The 16,257-nt window shown below is 63.3% G+C and carries 13 protein-coding genes; 11 read left to right on the forward strand and 2 right to left on the reverse strand.

Annotated features, from left to right (window positions below; all coding sequences use genetic code 11):
- Positions 1-82: 82 nt before the first annotated feature.
- The 11 genes from ACZ1JW_RS15290 (at position 83) to ACZ1JW_RS15340 (ending at position 14,511) form a co-directional block, all read left to right on the forward strand.
- Positions 83-1,609: a tryptophan halogenase family protein gene (locus ACZ1JW_RS15290; RefSeq protein ID WP_465141203.1), complete on the forward strand. Its 1,527-nt coding sequence runs from the start codon at positions 83-85 to the stop codon at positions 1,607-1,609.
- Positions 1,602-3,425 carry an alpha-amylase family glycosyl hydrolase gene (locus tag ACZ1JW_RS15295; RefSeq protein ID WP_465141204.1) on the forward strand — a complete coding sequence of 608 codons (1,824 nt, stop codon included), beginning with the start codon at positions 1,602-1,604 and terminating at the stop codon, positions 3,423-3,425. The genes ACZ1JW_RS15290 and ACZ1JW_RS15295 overlap by 8 nt, the downstream gene beginning before the upstream one ends.
- Positions 3,422-5,056, forward strand: coding sequence for an alpha-amylase family glycosyl hydrolase (locus ACZ1JW_RS15300; RefSeq protein ID WP_465125939.1), 1,635 nt, complete (start codon positions 3,422-3,424; stop codon positions 5,054-5,056). The genes ACZ1JW_RS15295 and ACZ1JW_RS15300 overlap by 4 nt, the downstream gene beginning before the upstream one ends.
- On the forward strand, positions 5,056-7,104 hold the full coding sequence (locus tag ACZ1JW_RS15305; RefSeq protein ID WP_465141205.1) for a glycoside hydrolase family 97 protein: 2,049 nt from the start codon (positions 5,056-5,058) through the stop codon (positions 7,102-7,104). Before ACZ1JW_RS15300 ends, ACZ1JW_RS15305 begins: the two co-directional genes overlap by 1 nt.
- Positions 7,105-7,108: 4 nt before the next feature.
- On the forward strand, positions 7,109-8,017 hold the full coding sequence (locus tag ACZ1JW_RS15310; protein WP_465141206.1) for an alpha/beta hydrolase: 909 nt from the start codon (positions 7,109-7,111) through the stop codon (positions 8,015-8,017).
- Between the two features lie 172 nt (positions 8,018-8,189).
- On the forward strand, positions 8,190-9,638 hold the full coding sequence (zwf, locus tag ACZ1JW_RS15315; RefSeq protein WP_465125936.1) for a glucose-6-phosphate dehydrogenase: 1,449 nt from the start codon (positions 8,190-8,192) through the stop codon (positions 9,636-9,638).
- Entirely contained in the window at positions 9,631-10,257 is a 627-nt protein-coding gene (locus ACZ1JW_RS15320; RefSeq protein WP_465141207.1) for a 6-phosphogluconolactonase, read from the forward strand. Before zwf ends, ACZ1JW_RS15320 begins: the two co-directional genes overlap by 8 nt.
- The gene (gene edd, locus ACZ1JW_RS15325) at positions 10,257-12,077 is read left to right on the forward strand and encodes a phosphogluconate dehydratase (protein ID WP_465142788.1); all 1,821 of its coding nucleotides are present in this window, start codon (positions 10,257-10,259) and stop codon (positions 12,075-12,077) included. Before ACZ1JW_RS15320 ends, edd begins: the two co-directional genes overlap by 1 nt.
- 32 nt (positions 12,078-12,109) lie before the next feature.
- A complete protein-coding gene (locus tag ACZ1JW_RS15330) occupies positions 12,110-13,078 on the forward strand; it encodes a glucokinase (RefSeq protein ID WP_465125934.1) in 969 nt (322 codons plus the stop codon).
- A 165-nt stretch (positions 13,079-13,243) separates the two neighbouring features.
- Positions 13,244-14,026: an enoyl-CoA hydratase-related protein gene (locus ACZ1JW_RS15335; protein ID WP_465141208.1), complete on the forward strand. Its 783-nt coding sequence runs from the start codon at positions 13,244-13,246 to the stop codon at positions 14,024-14,026.
- Between the two features lie 41 nt (positions 14,027-14,067).
- Positions 14,068-14,511 carry a DUF488 domain-containing protein gene (locus tag ACZ1JW_RS15340; protein WP_465141209.1) on the forward strand — a complete coding sequence of 148 codons (444 nt, stop codon included), beginning with the start codon at positions 14,068-14,070 and terminating at the stop codon, positions 14,509-14,511.
- Here ACZ1JW_RS15340 and aroB read toward each other — a convergent pair.
- Positions 14,508-15,614 (reverse strand): 3-dehydroquinate synthase, encoded by a 1,107-nt coding sequence (aroB, locus tag ACZ1JW_RS15345; protein ID WP_465141210.1) that lies wholly within the window; start codon positions 15,612-15,614, stop codon positions 14,508-14,510. The two genes, ACZ1JW_RS15340 and aroB, sit on opposite strands and share 4 nt — an antisense overlap.
- Positions 15,605-16,186 (reverse strand): shikimate kinase, encoded by a 582-nt coding sequence (locus ACZ1JW_RS15350; protein ID WP_465125930.1) that lies wholly within the window; start codon positions 16,184-16,186, stop codon positions 15,605-15,607. The genes aroB and ACZ1JW_RS15350 overlap by 10 nt, the downstream gene beginning before the upstream one ends.
- Positions 16,187-16,257 lie beyond the last annotated feature (71 nt).

Here is a 16,257-nt window from a genome sequence, read left to right on the forward strand (position 1 = left end):
CTCCACCCCTTGTGATCAGAAGCGTTGCAATAACGTGCCCGCAGAAGGCACTCTGGTGAAGAATGGCTGCGGGAGTTTAGGCATGTCGGGACAACAACGGCGCAGGATCGTTATCGCTGGAGGCGGCACTGCCGGCTGGATGACTGCGGCGGCACTTGCCCGGCTTGCCTCACCCCATTGGGACATTACCCTTGTCGAATCCGAAGAGATCGGAACGGTCGGGGTCGGGGAGGCAACCATTCCCATGGTTCGCCTTTTCAATCAGATGCTCGGCTTGGATGAAAGCGAGTTTCTCCGCGAGACACAGGGCACCTGGAAGCTGGGCATAGCCTTTGAAGGCTGGGGCGGCTTTGACGATCGCTATGTCCATGGCTTCGGCCTCACCGGCCGCAGCCTGGGCGTTTTGCCATTCCATCATTACTGGCTGCGCGGTCGGGCCGAAGGGCTTGCTGGCCCCTTGGGCGAATACGTGCTCAACGCCGTTGCAGGTGATGCCAACAAGTTTGCACACATTGATCGGCCACAGGGCAGCGCCATGCCGCCTATGCCCTATGCCTACCACTTCGATGCCTCGCTTTATGCCGCCTTTCTGAGACGTTATGCTGAAGGACATGGTGTCTGCCGGATCGAGGGGCGCATCGTCAGCTTCGATCGCGATGCTGGAAATGGTGATCTTGCGGCCCTCCGGCTCGACCGTGGCGACGTGGTCGAGGGCGATCTCTTCGTCGATTGCTCCGGCTTTCGCAGCCTTCTCCTCGGTCACGAGATGGGCGTTGAATACGTCGATTGGAGCCATTGGCTGAAGTGCGATCGCGCAGTGGCGGTGCCCTGCGCCAGAGCCGAGCCACTTGTCCCCTATACCCGCTCCATCGCGCAGCCGGCAGGCTGGTGCTGGCGCATCCCGCTCCAGCATCGCACCGGAAACGGCCACGTCTTCTGCTCCGACGTAATGAGCGAAGACGAAGCCACGACGCGGCTCATTGGTCGCCTCGATGGCGAGCAACTGGCCGATCCGCGCACGATCCGCTTCAAGGCCGGGCGCCGAGCGAAGTTCTGGGAACGCAATGTGGTGGCGGTTGGCCTCTCTTCAGGGTTCATCGAACCGCTCGAGTCCACCTCGATCCACCTGATCCAGACCGCGATCAGCCGCCTCGTCGATTTCCTGCCGAACGGTCCGGTGCAGGATGCAGATCGCGATGCCTACAATCGTCTGGCGACTTTCGAAATCGAGCGTATCCGCGATTTCGTGATCCTGCACTACGTTGCCAATGGCAGATACGGCGAACCCTTCTGGGACTCTCTGCGGAAGATGGAAGCAGACGGACAACTGCCCGAGGCGTTGGGCGAACGTCTTGCCATGTTCCGCGCGTCGGGACGCATCGTGCGCGAACACGACGAACTCTTCGATGTGCCCGGTTGGGTTCAGGTCATGATCGGGCAGGGTGTGAGCCCCGAGCGCTGGCATCCGCTTGCCGATCAGGTTGCACCCGAAAGCCTGAAAGCCTTCCTCGATACCGTGCGCGGCGCTTACCAAAAGGACGTTGCCCGAATGCCCTCACACGCCGAATACGTGGCCCATGTTTGCGGACAGGTCCCGGCGCATGCGTAAGGTCATCGGTCTTTCCCTGCTTTCGCTGCTCGTGGCTCAGCCCGCGTTGTCGGATACGCCCCTGTCCGAAGTGCGCGCTCGCCCGGCTGCAGGGGAGACTATCTACTTCCTGCTGCCCGACCGGTTCGAGAACGGCGACAAGGCCAACGATCGCGGTGGCCTGAAGGGCGATCGCTACAAGACCGGCTTCGACGCTTCCGCCAAGGGCTTCTACCACGGAGGCGATCTCAAGGGTCTGACCGCGCGGCTCGATTACCTGCAGGGTCTCGGCGCTACCGCGATCTGGGTGGGGCCCGTGTTCAAGAACAAGCCGGTGCAGGGCGGACCGGGGCGCGAGAGCGCCGGATACCATGGCTATTGGGTTACCGACTTCACGCGTGTCGATCCGCATTTCGGGACCAACGCCGAATTCAAGGCGCTGGTCGATGCGGCCCACGCGCGTGGGCTGAAAGTCTACATGGACATCATCGCCAACCACACGGCGGACGTGATCCAGTATAAGGGTGGCCAGTACACCTACCGCGACCGCGCCAACTGGCCGTACTCGCGCAAGGGCGGCCTGAACGGGCAGGCGATCAATCCGGGCTTTGCCGGAGACGAGGATGCGCGCGAAGCGAACTTCGCCAGGCTGACCGATCCCGGCGCCGCCTACGAACCCTTTGTGCCGCCAGCCGAGGCCCACGTGAAGGTGCCCGACTGGCTCAACGATCCGATTTACTACCACAACCGCGGCGACAGCACGTTTCGCGGCGAGAACAGCCGCTTCGGCGATTTTGCCGGGCTTGATGACCTGTTCACCGAGCATCCGCGCGTTCGCGCCGGAATGATCGATATCTACGCTGACTGGATCAGGCAGTTCGGCATCGACGGTTACCGCATCGACACGGCCAAGCATGTCGATCCCGGCTTCTGGCAGGCCTTCATCCCGGCCATGCTCGACACGGCGAAACAGGCTGGCATACCCAACTTCACCATCTTCGGCGAAGTTGCGCACGAAGGACCGGACCCCGGCACCATCGCCCGCTACACCCGCCGCGATGGCTACCCGGCGGTGCTCGACTTCGCATTCCAGGGGGCCGTTCGCGCGGTGCTGGGACAGGGGAAGGGCACCGAGGTACTGGCCGACACCTTTGATGGAGACGTGCTCTATCAGGGTGGCGAGGAAGCGGCGTTGGCCATGCCGACCTTCCTCGGCAATCACGACATGGGGCGGTTCTCCACGCTGATCCGCAAGGACATGCCGGGCATTTCTGACGAGGAACTGTCCAAGCGCGTCGAACTGGCCCACGTCATGCTGCTGACCATGCGCGGATCGCCGGTGATCTACTACGGCGACGAGCAGGGCTTTGTCGGTGACGGCAACGATCAGGACGCCCGCGAGGACATGCTCGCAAGCAAGGTCCCGAGCTACAACGATAACGCGCTGCTTGGATCGAAGTCGACGACTGCGGTCGCCAACTTCGATCCTGCCCATCCGTTCTATCGCCTGATTTCGGCCCTCGCAAAACTTCGCCAGGAACATCCGGCACTTGCCCGCGGACGGCAGGTTACGCGGACGTATTCGGAAGTTCCCGGACTGTTTTCGGTCTCCCGCTTCGATCCCGTTGGCGGTACCGAGTACTTCATTGCCTTCAACACATCGGACAAGCCGATCGTCGCACAAAGCGTGATCGGGGCGTCTGCAACAAGCCTTGAAAGCCTTTACGGCCGCTGCCCCGCGCAGGTTTCTGCACCCGGCAGCGTTACCGTTGAACTTCCCGCATTTGGCAGCATGGTCTGCCGCGTTGCTCCCTCCCCGGAAAACACCGTTCGATGAAGACTTCAGAAGCCGTCCTTGCCAGCCCCAAGCCAGAGGCCGCAGCGCCGTGGTGGCGGGGTGCTGCAATCTACCAGATCTATCCCCGCAGCTTCTGCGATTCCAATGGCGACGGCATCGGCGACCTGCCGGGCATCACAGCGCGCCTTGAACACGTCGCTCGGCTCGGCGTCGATGCGATCTGGGTTTCGCCCTTCTTCAAGTCGCCCATGCGCGACTTCGGCTACGACGTGGCCGACTACTGCGATGTCGACCCGATCTTCGGGACGCTCGCGGATTTCGATGCCATGGTGAAGCGGGCGCATGAACTCGGTCTCAAGGTCACGATCGATCAGGTCTATGCCCACACCTCGGACCTGCATCCGTGGTTCGCGGAGAGCCGGCAGGACCAGCTGAACGACAAGGCCGACTGGTATGTCTGGGCAGACCCCAAGCCCGACGGTTCGCCGCCATCGAACTGGCAGTCGGTGTTCGGTGGCCCGGCGTGGACGTGGGACGCGCGGCGCCGGCAGTATTATCTGCACAACTTCCTCTCCACCCAGCCGCAGGTCAATGCGCACAATCCCGACGTGCAGGAGGCGCTGCTTGGCGTGATGCGCTTCTGGCTGGACCGCGGGGTGGACGGCTTCCGCCTCGATGCACTCAACTTCCTGATGCATGACCCGACTCTGCGCGACAATCCGCCCGCGCCCGATGATGGCCGCCGCAAGACGCGCCCGTTCGATTACCAGCTCAAGATCTACAACCAGTCGCACCCGGATATCCTGAAGTTCATCCAGCGCTCGCGGAAGCTCTGCGACGAATATGGCGCGGTGTTCACCGTCGCCGAAGTCGGCGGCGATCTTGCCGAGACGGAGATGAAGGCCTTCACCGCAGGCGAGGACCACCTCAACAGCGCCTATGGCTTCGACTTCCTCTACGCCGACAAGCTGACGCCCAGGTTCGTCGAACAGGCCGTGGCGAAGTGGCCGGATACGCCGGGCATCGGCTGGCCAAGCTGGGCCTTCGAGAACCATGACGCGCCGCGCGCATTGTCCCGCTGGTGCCAGCCCGACCAGCGCGATGCATTCGCGCGGCTCAAGGCCATGCTCTTCGCCTCGCTACGCGGCAACATCATCGTCTATCAGGGCGAGGAACTGGGCCTGACGCAGGTCGATATTCCGTTCGAGCAGCTGCAGGACCCCGAAGCCATCGCCAACTGGCCGCTGACGCTGTCACGCGACGGCGCACGCACGCCGATGCCGTGGATGGTCCAGTCGGGCGAGGGCGGTTTCACCTCGGGCGCCCCTTGGCTTCCGGTAGGCGAGGAAAACCTTGCGCGCGCGGTCGACCGTCAGGAAGCCGATCCTTCGTCCCTGCTCAACCTGACCACGAAACTGCTGAATTTGCGGCGAGACAACGAAGCCCTGCGGCTCGGCTCGTTCGAAGTGCTCCATGCAGACGAATGCCTACTTGCCATTCGGCGCGTTTCGGGTGAGCAATCGATTGCAGGACTATTCAACCTGTCCTCCGTCCCGGTGGTCTGGCCGCAAGGGCTGGTGCGGGATGGCAAGGAAATCGCGTCGGTAAACGGCGCCAGCGCGGGGCAGCTACCGCCATTCGGCGCGCTGCTGATCGAAGAGAGGATCTGATGCGTAACCTTCTGAACGTTGCAGCGCCGCTGGCGCTGACCCTTTCGTGCGCCCTGGCTTCGCCCGCTCTGGCCGAGACCGTAACCGCATCCTCGCCCGACGGCAGCCTCGTGCTCTCGGTGACCACCGACAACGATGGCCACCCGCTCTATAGCCTGACCCGCAAGGGCAAACTGCTGCTCGGCTCCTCGATGCTCGGCTTCATTACCAGTGATGGCCCGACGATGCAGCGCGGGCAGAAGATCATCGGCAGCGAGACCGGTTCGGGCAAGGAGACATGGGAACAGCCTTGGGGCGAGCGTCGCTATGTCAGTGACAACCACAACGAACTGCTGGTGAAGTTCGAGCAGGTGCCCGACTGGGGCGGCCGCCGCATGAACGTCCGCTTCCGCCTGTTCAACGACGGCTTTGGCTTCCGCTACGAAATCCCTCAGCAGCCCGCGATGAAGGTGATGAAGATCGCCGACGAACTGACCGAGTTCAACGTCGCGCAGAACGGTACGGCCTGGTGGATTCCGGGCGGTGAGTGGAACCGCTACGAGCAGGTCTATCAGAAGACCCCGATCGACGGGGTTTCGACCGCGCATACGCCGATCACCATGAAGCTGGATGATGGAACGCATCTCTCGTTTCATGAAGCCGCGCTGGTCGATTATTCGGCCATGTGGTTCAAGCGTCAGACCGGCACCTCGTTCCGCGCCACGCTCTCGCCTTCACCGAATGGGCCCAAGGTTACGCGGACCCTTCCATTCAACACGCCGTGGCGCACGATGCGCGTTGCCGACAGTGCGAAGGGTATCGTCGAGAACGACCTCGAACTGAACCTCAACGAGCCGAACAAGATCGGCGATGTCTCGTACTTCAAGCCGATGAAGTACATCGGCATCTGGTGGGGCATGATCCGTGGCGACTGGAGCTGGGCCGAGGGTCCCAAGCACGGCGCGACGACGGAGCGGACCAGGCAGTACATCGACTTTGCTGCCAAGCACGGTTTCGGCGGGGTGCTGGTCGAGGGTTGGGACAAGGGCTGGAACGGCACCTGGTTCGGCAACGGCAAGGACTTCAGCTACACGCAGGCAACGCCCGATTTCGATATCGAGGCGGTGACCAAGTACGGCGCGAAGAAGGGCGTCATGCTGATCGGCCATCATGAAACCGGCGGCAACATCGCGAACTACGAAGCACAGCTCGAAGACGCGATGAAGCTCTATGACAAGCTCGGCGTGCGCGCGGTAAAGACTGGGTACGTCGCCGACGCAGGTGGCATTCTTGCGCCGGGTGACACGCCGGACACCTACCGGATGGAATACCATGACGGCCAGCGTCAGGTGCAGCATCACCTCAAGGTCGTCGAAACGGCCGCCAAGTACCACATCGTCGTCAACGCCCACGAACCGGTAAAGGACACCGGCCTGCGCCGTACCTATCCCAACTGGATAGACCGCGAAGGCGCGCGTGGCATGGAATACAATGCCTGGGGCCAGTTCGCCAACGGACCGGATCACGAACCCACGCTCGTCTATACCCGGATGCTCTCCGGCCCCATGGACTACACGCCCGGCATCCTCAGCCTTGAAGGCGCCAACCACGTGCCGCTGGCATCGACGCTGGCCAAGCAACTCGGGCTTTACCTCGCGATCTATTCCCCGATCCAGATGGCGGCGGACTTCGTCGAGAGCCTCGAGGCGCATCCCAAGGAACTGGCCTTCATCAAGCAGGTGCCCGCCGACTGGTCGGAAAGCCACCTGATCGCCGGCGAAGTGGGCGACTACGCGATCTTTGCGCGCAAGGACCGCAATAGCGAGGACTGGTATGTCGGCGGCGTCAATGATGCGACGGCGCGGGACGTTTCACTGACCCTCGATTTCCTCGATCCGGGCAAGACCTACACCGCGACAGTCTGGAAGGACGGCGAGGGTGCGACATACGAGACCGAGGCCCGTCACCGCATTGCCTACGCCACGCTCAAGGTGAAGAAGGGTGACGTCTTCCCGGCATGGCTGGCGCCGGGCGGTGGGCTTGCCGTCCGGCTGCATCCGGGCAAGTGACCTGATGCTGCGCCTGCTGTCCGGAATCGTCGTGCTGCTCTGCGCGGTGCTGGCTATTCCGGCAGCCGCGCAGGAACAGGGGCGTTTTCTGGAGTATCGAGATGTTGCAGCAGCGGGAATTCCGGCGCAGCGACTGACCCTCTGGCTGCCTCCGGGGTACGACAATTCGGACCGGCGCTATCCGGTCCTCTACATGCACGACGGGCACAACCTCTTCGACCTGCGCAATTCGAACTTCGGCAAGATCTGGGCAGCCGACAAGGCGATGCTCGGCCTGATTGGCAAGGGCATCGAGCCACGCATCATCGTAGGAATCTGGGCGCCGGGCACAGACCGGTTTCGGGAATATCTTCCCAGGCCCGCGTATGATGCCGCTCCTCCAGAACTGCGTGCGAAGATGGACCTGATGGCAAGCGGGCCGGTGATCTCGCACGCTTATCTGGCTTGGCTGGCAGACGTTCTAAAGCCCTGGGTGGATCGTTCGTTCCGGACCCGGACCGGGCCCGTTGATACAGCCATCGTCGGCTCCAGCATGGGCGGCTTGATGAGCTGCTACGCCATCTTGGCGCGGCCGGAGACATTCGGTCGGGCGGCTTGCATGAGTTCGCACTGGCCAGCGGCGATACCGGACAAGGTCGCGGGATTCGATCCGCAAGCGGCGAAAGTCTGGCGAGACTGGTATACCGCCATGCTTGGTCCCCCGGCGGGACGCAAGGTTTGGATGGACCACGGCGATGCGACGCTTGACCAGTTCTATGCGCCGTACCAGCGCGACGTTGACGCGGCCTTTGCTGCCTCTGGGTGGGTAGAGGGCACGGATTTCGCAAGCCGGTTTTACCCGGGGGCGCCGCATGATGAGAATGCCTGGGCTCAGCGCCTTCCCGAGGCGCTGGACTGGTTGTTCCGGCCCTGATGGTTGCCCAAGCGGGTGCTGCGGTGCAATGTCAGTGATGAGGTGCCAGCGCATAGCTATCCTGCATACATATGCGTGCTGAACCGGACTGACTAAGGGTCTAGGGCCGTGTGCGAGGCACGGGCCGAACGCCGATTTCGGCGGGCCGCATTGCCAAGGGAGATTAGCGTCGATGATCGAAACCAGTTGCTCGGCCCTGCTGCTGTTTGGCGCGACCGGGGACCTTTCGCGGCGCATGCTGCTGCCTTCGCTCTACGCACTGCATGAGGACGGGCTGATCCGTCCCGACCTGCGGATTGTCGGCACGGCGCGCTCCGAGCATGACGATGCCGAGTTTCGCGAGTTTGCCCGCGCGGCTCTGGCTGAATTCCTGCCGGAGGATCGCCGCGACGAGGAGAAGCTGGCAAGCTTCCTCGATCGGCTCGAATATCAGACGCTCGATGCCTCGAATGTCGATGGGTTCGGGGCACTTGCGGAAAAGCTGGGCGACACTTCGTGTGGGCTGTCGATCTTCCTCTCGACCGCGCCGTTCCTGTTCGAGCCGACTATCGAAGGCCTGAAGCGGGCAGGGCTGGCCCATGCCAACGTGCGCATCGGCCTGGAAAAGCCGCTGGGCAACGATCTCGCCTCATCCACACGGATCAACGATGCGGTGGCAGCGGCTTTCGCCGAGGAACAGATCTTCCGGATCGACCATTACCTCGGCAAGGAAACGGTCCAGAATCTGATGGCGCTGCGCTTTGCCAACATGATGTTCGAACCGTTGTGGAACGCAGGCGGCATCGACCATGTCCAGATCACGGTGAGCGAGACAGTCGGCCTCGAAGGACGCAAGGGCTTCTACGACGATACCGGTGCGCTGCGCGACATGGTGCAGAACCACATGTTGCAGTTGCTGGCGCTGACCGCGATGGAGCCGCCCGCCAATCTCGACGCGACCTCGATCCGCGACGAGAAGGTCAAGGTCCTGCGTGCGCTTCGCCCGGTCAAGGCCGAGGAAATGGTGCGCGGGCAGTATCGCACCGGCGCGGTGAAGGGCACTTCGGTTACCGGCTATCTGGAGGACCTTGGCGAGGCTTCGGACACCGAGACTTTCGTCGCGATCAAGGCCCATGTCGACAACTGGCGCTGGACCGGTGTGCCGTTCTACCTGCGCACCGGCAAGCGCCTGGGCGAGCGTCGCAGCGAGATCGTCGTCGAGTTCAAGCAGGTGCCGCACAATGTCTTCGCCGAGCGTGGTGGACGCCTGCGCGCCAATCGCCTCGTCATCCGCCTTCAGCCAGAGGAATACGTCCGGCTTCAGGTAATGGCCAAGGAGCCGGGGCTGGATCGCGGCGGGATCGTGCTGCGCGAAGTGAATCTCGACCTGTCGCTGACCATGGCCTTTGCCAAGGCTCGCCGCCGCATCGCCTATGAACGCCTGCTCCTCGACCTGATCGAGGGCGAGCAGACGCTGTTCGTGCGCCGTGACGAAGTAGAAGCGCAGTGGAAATGGGTCGACGCTATCCGCAAGGTCTGGGCTGACACCGGCATGGAAGCCAAGCCCTATGCCGCCGGCTCGTGGGGACCGAATGCCGGTATCGCCCTGACCGAACGGGATGGACGCAGCTGGAATGACTGATCTGGTGCCTGCATCTGTGAATTGGGCCGAACCCGGCGACGCTGCGGCCGTTGCCGATCACATCGCGCGCGTGGTTTCGGCTCCGGGGCACAAGCGCATCGCCTTCACCGGCGGCTCCACGCCGATCAAGGTGCTGGCGCTGCTGAAGGACCGCCCGCTCGACTGGTCCAGCGTTACGATTGCCCTTACCGACGACCGCCGCGTGCCCGACGATCATCCCGCCAGCAACTTCGGCAAGATCCACGCAGCGCTCGGCACTTCCGGCGCGCGGTTCGAACGGCTCGAGGAAGGCGCAGCAGTTGCACCGTTCGACCTTGTCTGGCTCGGCATGGGCGAGGATGGCCACGTCGCCTCGCTTTTCCCCGAAATGCAGGCGCATGTGCGGCCTGGCCCCGCCGTGATCGCAACCACGCCGATCCCCTTGCCGCCCGAGGCGCCGTTCGACCGCCTCACGCTGAACGAGAAAGCCTTGAAGGCGACGAAGGAGATTATCCTCGTCGTGACCGGTTCCTCGAAGAAGGCGCTGCTCCAAAGCGCTCTCGCAGGCGATGACCGTTATCCCGTGACACAATTCCTGCGTGGCTTTGGCCCGGCCGTTACCATCTACTGGAGCGAATGATGCCCTTGAACCCTATCGTCGAGCGCGTCACCCAACGCATCATCGAACGCTCGCGCCCGACGCGATCGGCCTATCTCGATCTGATCGAACGCTCGCGCGAGCAGGGCCTCAATCGCCCGCAGCTTTCCTGTGGCAATCTTGCCCACGGCTTTGCCGCCTCGGGTGAGGACAAGCCGCTGATCAAGAGCGGCAAGGCGATGAACATCGGTATCGTCACCGCCTACAACGACATGCTCTCGGCGCATCAGCCCTATGGCCGCTACCCCGAGCAGATCAAGATTTTCGCCCGCGAGGTCGGCGCGACGGCGCAGGTTGCGGGTGGCGTGCCCGCGATGTGCGATGGCGTCACGCAGGGACAGGACTCGATGGAACTGTCGCTGTTCAGCCGCGACAACATTGCCATGGCGGCGGTGGTCGGCCTCAGCCACGCCATGTTCGAAGGCGCGCTGCTGCTCGGCATCTGCGACAAGATCGTGCCGGGCCTGCTGATCGGCTCGCTTCGCTTCGGCCACCTGCCGACGATCCTCGTCCCCGCCGGCCCGATGCCGAGCGGCCTCCCCAACAAGGAAAAGGTCCGCATCCGCCAGCTCTACGCCGAGGGCAAGGTCGGGCGCGACGAACTGCTTGAAAGCGAGAGCGCCAGCTACCATTCACCGGGCACCTGCACGTTCTATGGCACAGCCAACTCCAACCAGATGATGATGGAGATGATGGGCCTTCACATGCCGGGTTCCAGCTTCGTACAGCCCGGCCTCAAGCTTCGCCAGGAACTGACCCGCGCCGCCGTCCATCGCATCACCCAGATCGGCTGGAATGGCGATGACTACCGCCCGCTCGGCCTCTGCGTCGATGAAAAGGCCATCGTCAACGCCATCGCAGGCCTTTTGGCGACGGGTGGTTCCACCAACCACGTCATCCATCTGCCTGCCATCGCCCGCGCTGCCGGCATCCAGATCGACTGGGACGACATGGACGAACTCAGCCGCGCCGTCCCGCTGATCGCCAGCGTCTATCCCAACGGCGCGGGCGACGTGAACGCCTTCGCGGCTGCTGGCGGCATGCCCTATGTCATCCGCGAGCTGATCGGCGCAGGCCTTGCCCATGCCGACATCATGACCGTCTACGGCAAGTCGCTCGAAGAAGGTGCGCAGGAGCCGGTCATGGACGGCGATGCGCTCAAGTGGACCCCGGCGCCGCAAGCTTCGCTTGATGAAAGCCTGCTCAAGCCGGTTTCCGCGCCGTTCCAGCCGGAGGGCGGCTTCCGTCTGCTCAAGGGCAACCTCGGCCGCGGCACGATCAAGGTCAGCGCCGTCGATCCCTCGCGCTGGACGATCGAGGCTCCGTGCCGGGTTTTCAGCGAACAGAATGACGTGCTCGCCGCGTTCAAGGCGGGCGAGCTTGAAAGGGACGTCGTCGTCGTGGTCCGCTTCCAGGGACCGGCCTCCAACGGCATGCCCGAACTCCACAAGCTGACCCCGCCGCTGGGCGTGCTGCAGGATCGCGGCTTCAAGGTCGCGCTGGTCACCGATGGCCGCATGTCCGGCGCGTCGGGCAAGGTCCCCGCCGCAATCCACGTATCGCCCGAGGCCAAGACCGGCGGACCACTGGCCAGGCTGCGCGATGGCGACGTCGTGCGGGTCTGTGCCAATACCGGCGAGCTGACCGCGCTGGTGCCTGCCGAGGAATGGAACGCTCGCGAAGAGGCAGTAGCACCGCCCGCAGGTCTTGGCGTAGGACGGGAACTGTTCGCGCTGATGCGGCTGCATTCGGACGAGGCAGAGCGGGGCGGATCGGCCATGCTTGCAGCGGCCGGACTCTGACAGGCGCGAAGTACGGACCGAGGGGGAAGAGGATGCAGGTAGTTGCCGTCGATATTGGCGGAACCCACGCGCGCTTCGCGATTGCCGAAGTCGCAGGTGGGCGGGTGCTGTCTCTTGGCGAGGCGGTGACGCTGAAGACCGCCGAGCACGGCTCCTTCCAGCTTGCGTGGGAGGACTTCGGGCGTTCGATCGGCACTGCCTTGCCCACGGCTGCAGCCATAGCTGTCGCAGGTCCCGTTGGTGGCGAGATCATCAAGTTCACCAACAACCCGTGGATCATCCGGCCAGCCCTGATTCCCGAAAAGCTGGGGGCTGAACGCTATGTCGTGGTCAATGACTTCGCCGCCGTGGCCCACGCTGTGGCGCAAGCCGATGACAGCCACTTCCTCCATCTGTCAGGTCCGGAAACCGATCTGCCCGAAAGTGGGGTGATCAGTGTCGTCGGGCCGGGCACGGGACTTGGCGTGGCCCAGCTCTGGCGCGATGGTGCAAGCTACCGGGTGCAGCCGACCGAAGGCGGGCATATCGACTTCGCACCACTCGACACGATCGAGGACGCAATCCTTGCGGGCCTGCGCAAGCGGCACCGCCGCGTCTCGGTCGAGCGTGTCGTGGCGGGCCCCGGTATCGTGGACATCTACGAGGCTCTCGCCCTGCTTGAAGGCAGGCCCTACACCCCGCGCACCGATCGCGAGCTGTGGGAACTGGGCACGTCGGGCGCTGACAGCCTCGCCGCCGCCGCCGTCGACCGCTTCTGCCTCTCGCTCGGCAGCGTGGCCGGAGACCTTGCTCTGGCGCATGGCTCGACCGGCGTCGTCATGGCTGGCGGGCTGGGTCTGCGGATCAAGGACACGCTGGTTCGATCGGGCTTTTCCGATCGGTTCCGCGCAAAGGGACGCTTCGAGGCGCTGATGGCTGCCATCCCGGTCAAGCTGATTACCCACCCGCAGCCGGGTCTTTTCGGAGCAGCAGCTGCCTTCGCGCAGGCCTATCCGACCTGATCAATATGCGGATAGGCTGTTGGGCAACCGCAACGTAACTCCCGTGCCTGCTATGCCGGATCCCATGCTTTAACCGGGCAATTAATTTGGTGGATTCGTTCCGCCGAAGCGTTAATGCTCCGGGACAAAGCTGGATTCGCGGATGCCGAAGGAGAAGGTGCCCACATGGATTACGAAACCATTCGCGTCGAACGTATCGGCGATGTCCTCAAGATCGTGCTCAACCGGCCGGAAAGGCTCAACGCCTGTCCCCCGAACATGGCAAACGAGATCGGCGAGGCGTTGAATGATCTCGACGGTGCGCGGGCGGTCCTGATCACCGGCGAAGGCCGTGCCTTCTGCTCGGGCGCCGATCTTGCGACGCGCGGGGAGCGCTCGATCTCGGGCGGACGTGCGGCCTATTCGTCGCTTACGACATCCTACAATCCACTTATGCTGACCTTGTCGCGTCTTTCGGTACCTGTCGTCACGGCGGTGAACGGGCCAGCGGCAGGCATCGGCTGCTCGATCGCGCTGGCAGGTGACTTCGTGATCGCCGGGCGGAGCGCCTATTTCCTTCAGGCCTTCGTCAACATCGGGCTGGTGCCGGACGGTGGTTCTTCGTGGATGCTGACGCGTCTAGTCGGCAAGGCGCGCGCGACCGAAATGATGATGCTGGGCGAGAAGATCGGTGCGGAGAAGGCCGAAAGCTGGGGCATGATTTACAAGGTTGTCGACGATGCGGCACTTCAGGACGAAGCGCTGGCATTGGCAACACGCCTTGCGGCAGGCCCATCAATCTCGCTGGGAACGATGCGCCAGACCATCGCCCGCGCGCTTGAAGTCGATCTCGCAACGGCACTGCAGGTAGAAGCCGAAGGACAGTGGAAGGCTGGCGACAGTGACGATGCGGCCGAGGGCGGGCTTGCCTTCCTCGAAAAGCGCAAGCCGGCGTTCAAGGGCAGGTAACCCCTTGTTATTGCGGGCAGTGGTCCCACCTAGGGTGTGTGATGACTGCCCGCACCATCTGGACCATCGGCTATGAACAGGCGACTGTCGCGTCAGTGATGGATGCCTTGCGTGATGCGGGCGTCGAAGTTCTTGCCGATGTTCGGGCCTTGCCCCTTTCACGCCGTCCGGGCTTCTCGAAAACGTCCCTGGCGACAAATGCACGCGAGGCGGGGATCGAGTATGTGCATTTCAAGGCGCTCGGGACGCCCGCTGAAGGACGCGCGGCCGCCCGGCGCAACGATCACGTCACGCTTGAGCGGATCTATGAAGGCCAGCTTGAATTGCCCGAGGCCATAGTTGCCGGAGCGAAACTGGCGGAACTGGCAGGCGAGAAGCGCGTCGCCCTGCTGTGTTACGAGCGGGAAGCCCACGGTTGCCATCGGACGCTGTTGCGCCAGGCTATGCTTCCGGGCTTTGCCGTGGTCGACCTTGTGCCAGCTTAGCGAGCAAGTTCCTCGTCGAGGAACAGGGCTATGTCATCAAGGTGGACATCCTTGGCCAGAAATGTCTCGCCGATCCCGCGCATCAGCAGGAAGGGCAGGGTGCCTGCGTCCATCTTCTTGTCGTGAAGCATGTGGTCGGCAAGGCGGCGACCGGTGCAGGCGAGTCCGAGGTCTGTCAGCTTTGCAGGCAGGCCAACGGCAGAAAGGTGGGCAACTATGCGTTGCGCATCCTGTCCCGTCATCAACGCTTGCCGCGCCGAGAAGCGCGCTGCCAGAGCCATTCCCAACGCAACGCCTTCGCCATGCAGGAGCCGGTCGGAAAAGCCCGTTTCAGCCTCGAGCGCGTGGCCGAAGGTGTGGCCGAGATTGAGCAGAGCCCTGATGCCAGCGGTCTCCTTTTCGTCAGCAGCGACGATGCGCGCCTTGGCCGCGACACTTCGGGCAATGGCGTATTCACGGGCTTCGCTGTCGCCCCCAAGAAGCTTTGCGCCATTGGCTTCGCACCATTCGAAGAACGGCGCATCGTCGATCAGGCCGTATTTTACGACTTCGGCATAGCCCGCGCGGGTGTCACGCAACGGGAGCGTGTCGAGAGCGAGCGGGTCGGCAAGTACGAGTGAAGGCTGATGGAATGCCCCGACGAGATTCTTGCCTGCCGGTGTGTTGATCGCGGTCTTGCCGCCGACGCTGGAATCGACCTGCGCGAGGAGCGTGGTCGGGATCTGGATGAAGCCGCAACCACGCTTGACCATGGAGGCGGCAAAGCCGGTAAGATCGCCGATGACTCCACCGCCCAGAGCCACGACGTTGTCCTTGCGTTCGATCTCCTGCGCGAGCAGCCAGTCGACCACGCGGGAAAGCTGTTCCCAGCTCTTGGTCGTTTCGCCAGCGGGTAGCACGAGCCATTCGCTGCGCAGGCCGACTTTGTCGAACGATGCGGCTACCGTATCCCGCCAACTGGTTGCCACGTTCTCGTCGGTGACGATGGCGACGCGGTCCTTTCGGATAAGGGGGCGGCAATGCTCTCCTGCGCGGGCGAGAAGGCCGGCTTCGATCCGCACTTCATAAGGGGCGCCAGCGATGGCGACGGGTATCACAGCCATTTGTCAATTGCCTTGAGGATCTTGTCCGCCGTCACATGATGGGGCTGGGCCCCGCTGGTGATGTGGATGGGGGCCTGCGAGTAGAACGGTTCGCGTTCGGATTTCAGGCGGGAGAGGATTTCGCGCGGGTCGCCAGTCTTGAGCAGCGGGCGGTTGTCCTTGCGGCCAACTCGCTCGACCAGGGTGTCGACGTCACTGTCGAGCCAGATGGCGATGCCCTTTTCGAGGATCAGTGCGCGGGTGGCAGGATCGCAGAACGCTCCCCCTCCGGTGGACAGGACCTTGCGATCGGTGTGCTTGCCCGTGCCGATGAGCCGGACGATGACCCTGCGTTCGCCATCGCGGAAATAGGGCTCGCCATAAGTCGAGAAGATTTCCGGAATCGGCATGTGCGCCGCGCGCTCGATCTCTTCGTCGGCATCGAGGAAGGGGAGGTGGAGCATTGCGGCGAGCCTGCGTCCCACCGTCGTCTTGCCAACCCCCATCATGCCGACAAGCACCAGTGGACGCTCTATCCGCCGCGCAATACGGCTGATTTCGGACGAGCTGAGCGGGTGCGCGTCATGTTCCATTGCCGCGCCGCCTATACTTGCGCTAGTGCCCGTTGCAAGTATCGCCTGCATGGTTGCTAACCGGGTGTCTG

It is taken from the genome of Novosphingobium sp. BL-A-28-Hi1-0D (assembly GCF_055521755.1).

Bases quoted from the DNA above. Each gene is read 5' to 3' on its own strand.
- edd (WP_465142788.1), top strand. From the start codon at position 10,257: ATGCCCTTGAACCCTATCGTCGAGCGCGTCACCCAACGCATCATCGAA.
- ACZ1JW_RS15350 (WP_465125930.1), bottom strand. From the start codon at position 16,186: ATGGAACATGACGCGCACCCGCTCAGCTCGTCCGAAATCAGCCGTATT.
- aroB (WP_465141210.1), bottom strand. From the start codon at position 15,614: ATGGCTGTGATACCCGTCGCCATCGCTGGCGCCCCTTATGAAGTGCGG.
- ACZ1JW_RS15335 (WP_465141208.1), top strand. From the start codon at position 13,244: ATGGATTACGAAACCATTCGCGTCGAACGTATCGGCGATGTCCTCAAG.
- ACZ1JW_RS15310 (WP_465141206.1), top strand. From the start codon at position 7,109: ATGCTGCGCCTGCTGTCCGGAATCGTCGTGCTGCTCTGCGCGGTGCTG.
- ACZ1JW_RS15290 (WP_465141203.1), top strand. From the start codon at position 83: ATGTCGGGACAACAACGGCGCAGGATCGTTATCGCTGGAGGCGGCACT.
- ACZ1JW_RS15320 (WP_465141207.1), top strand. From the start codon at position 9,631: ATGACTGATCTGGTGCCTGCATCTGTGAATTGGGCCGAACCCGGCGAC.
- ACZ1JW_RS15305 (WP_465141205.1), top strand. From the start codon at position 5,056: ATGCGTAACCTTCTGAACGTTGCAGCGCCGCTGGCGCTGACCCTTTCG.
- zwf (WP_465125936.1), top strand. From the start codon at position 8,190: ATGATCGAAACCAGTTGCTCGGCCCTGCTGCTGTTTGGCGCGACCGGG.
- ACZ1JW_RS15340 (WP_465141209.1), top strand. From the start codon at position 14,068: ATGACTGCCCGCACCATCTGGACCATCGGCTATGAACAGGCGACTGTC.
- ACZ1JW_RS15330 (WP_465125934.1), top strand. From the start codon at position 12,110: ATGCAGGTAGTTGCCGTCGATATTGGCGGAACCCACGCGCGCTTCGCG.
- ACZ1JW_RS15300 (WP_465125939.1), top strand. From the start codon at position 3,422: ATGAAGACTTCAGAAGCCGTCCTTGCCAGCCCCAAGCCAGAGGCCGCA.
- ACZ1JW_RS15295 (WP_465141204.1), top strand. From the start codon at position 1,602: ATGCGTAAGGTCATCGGTCTTTCCCTGCTTTCGCTGCTCGTGGCTCAG.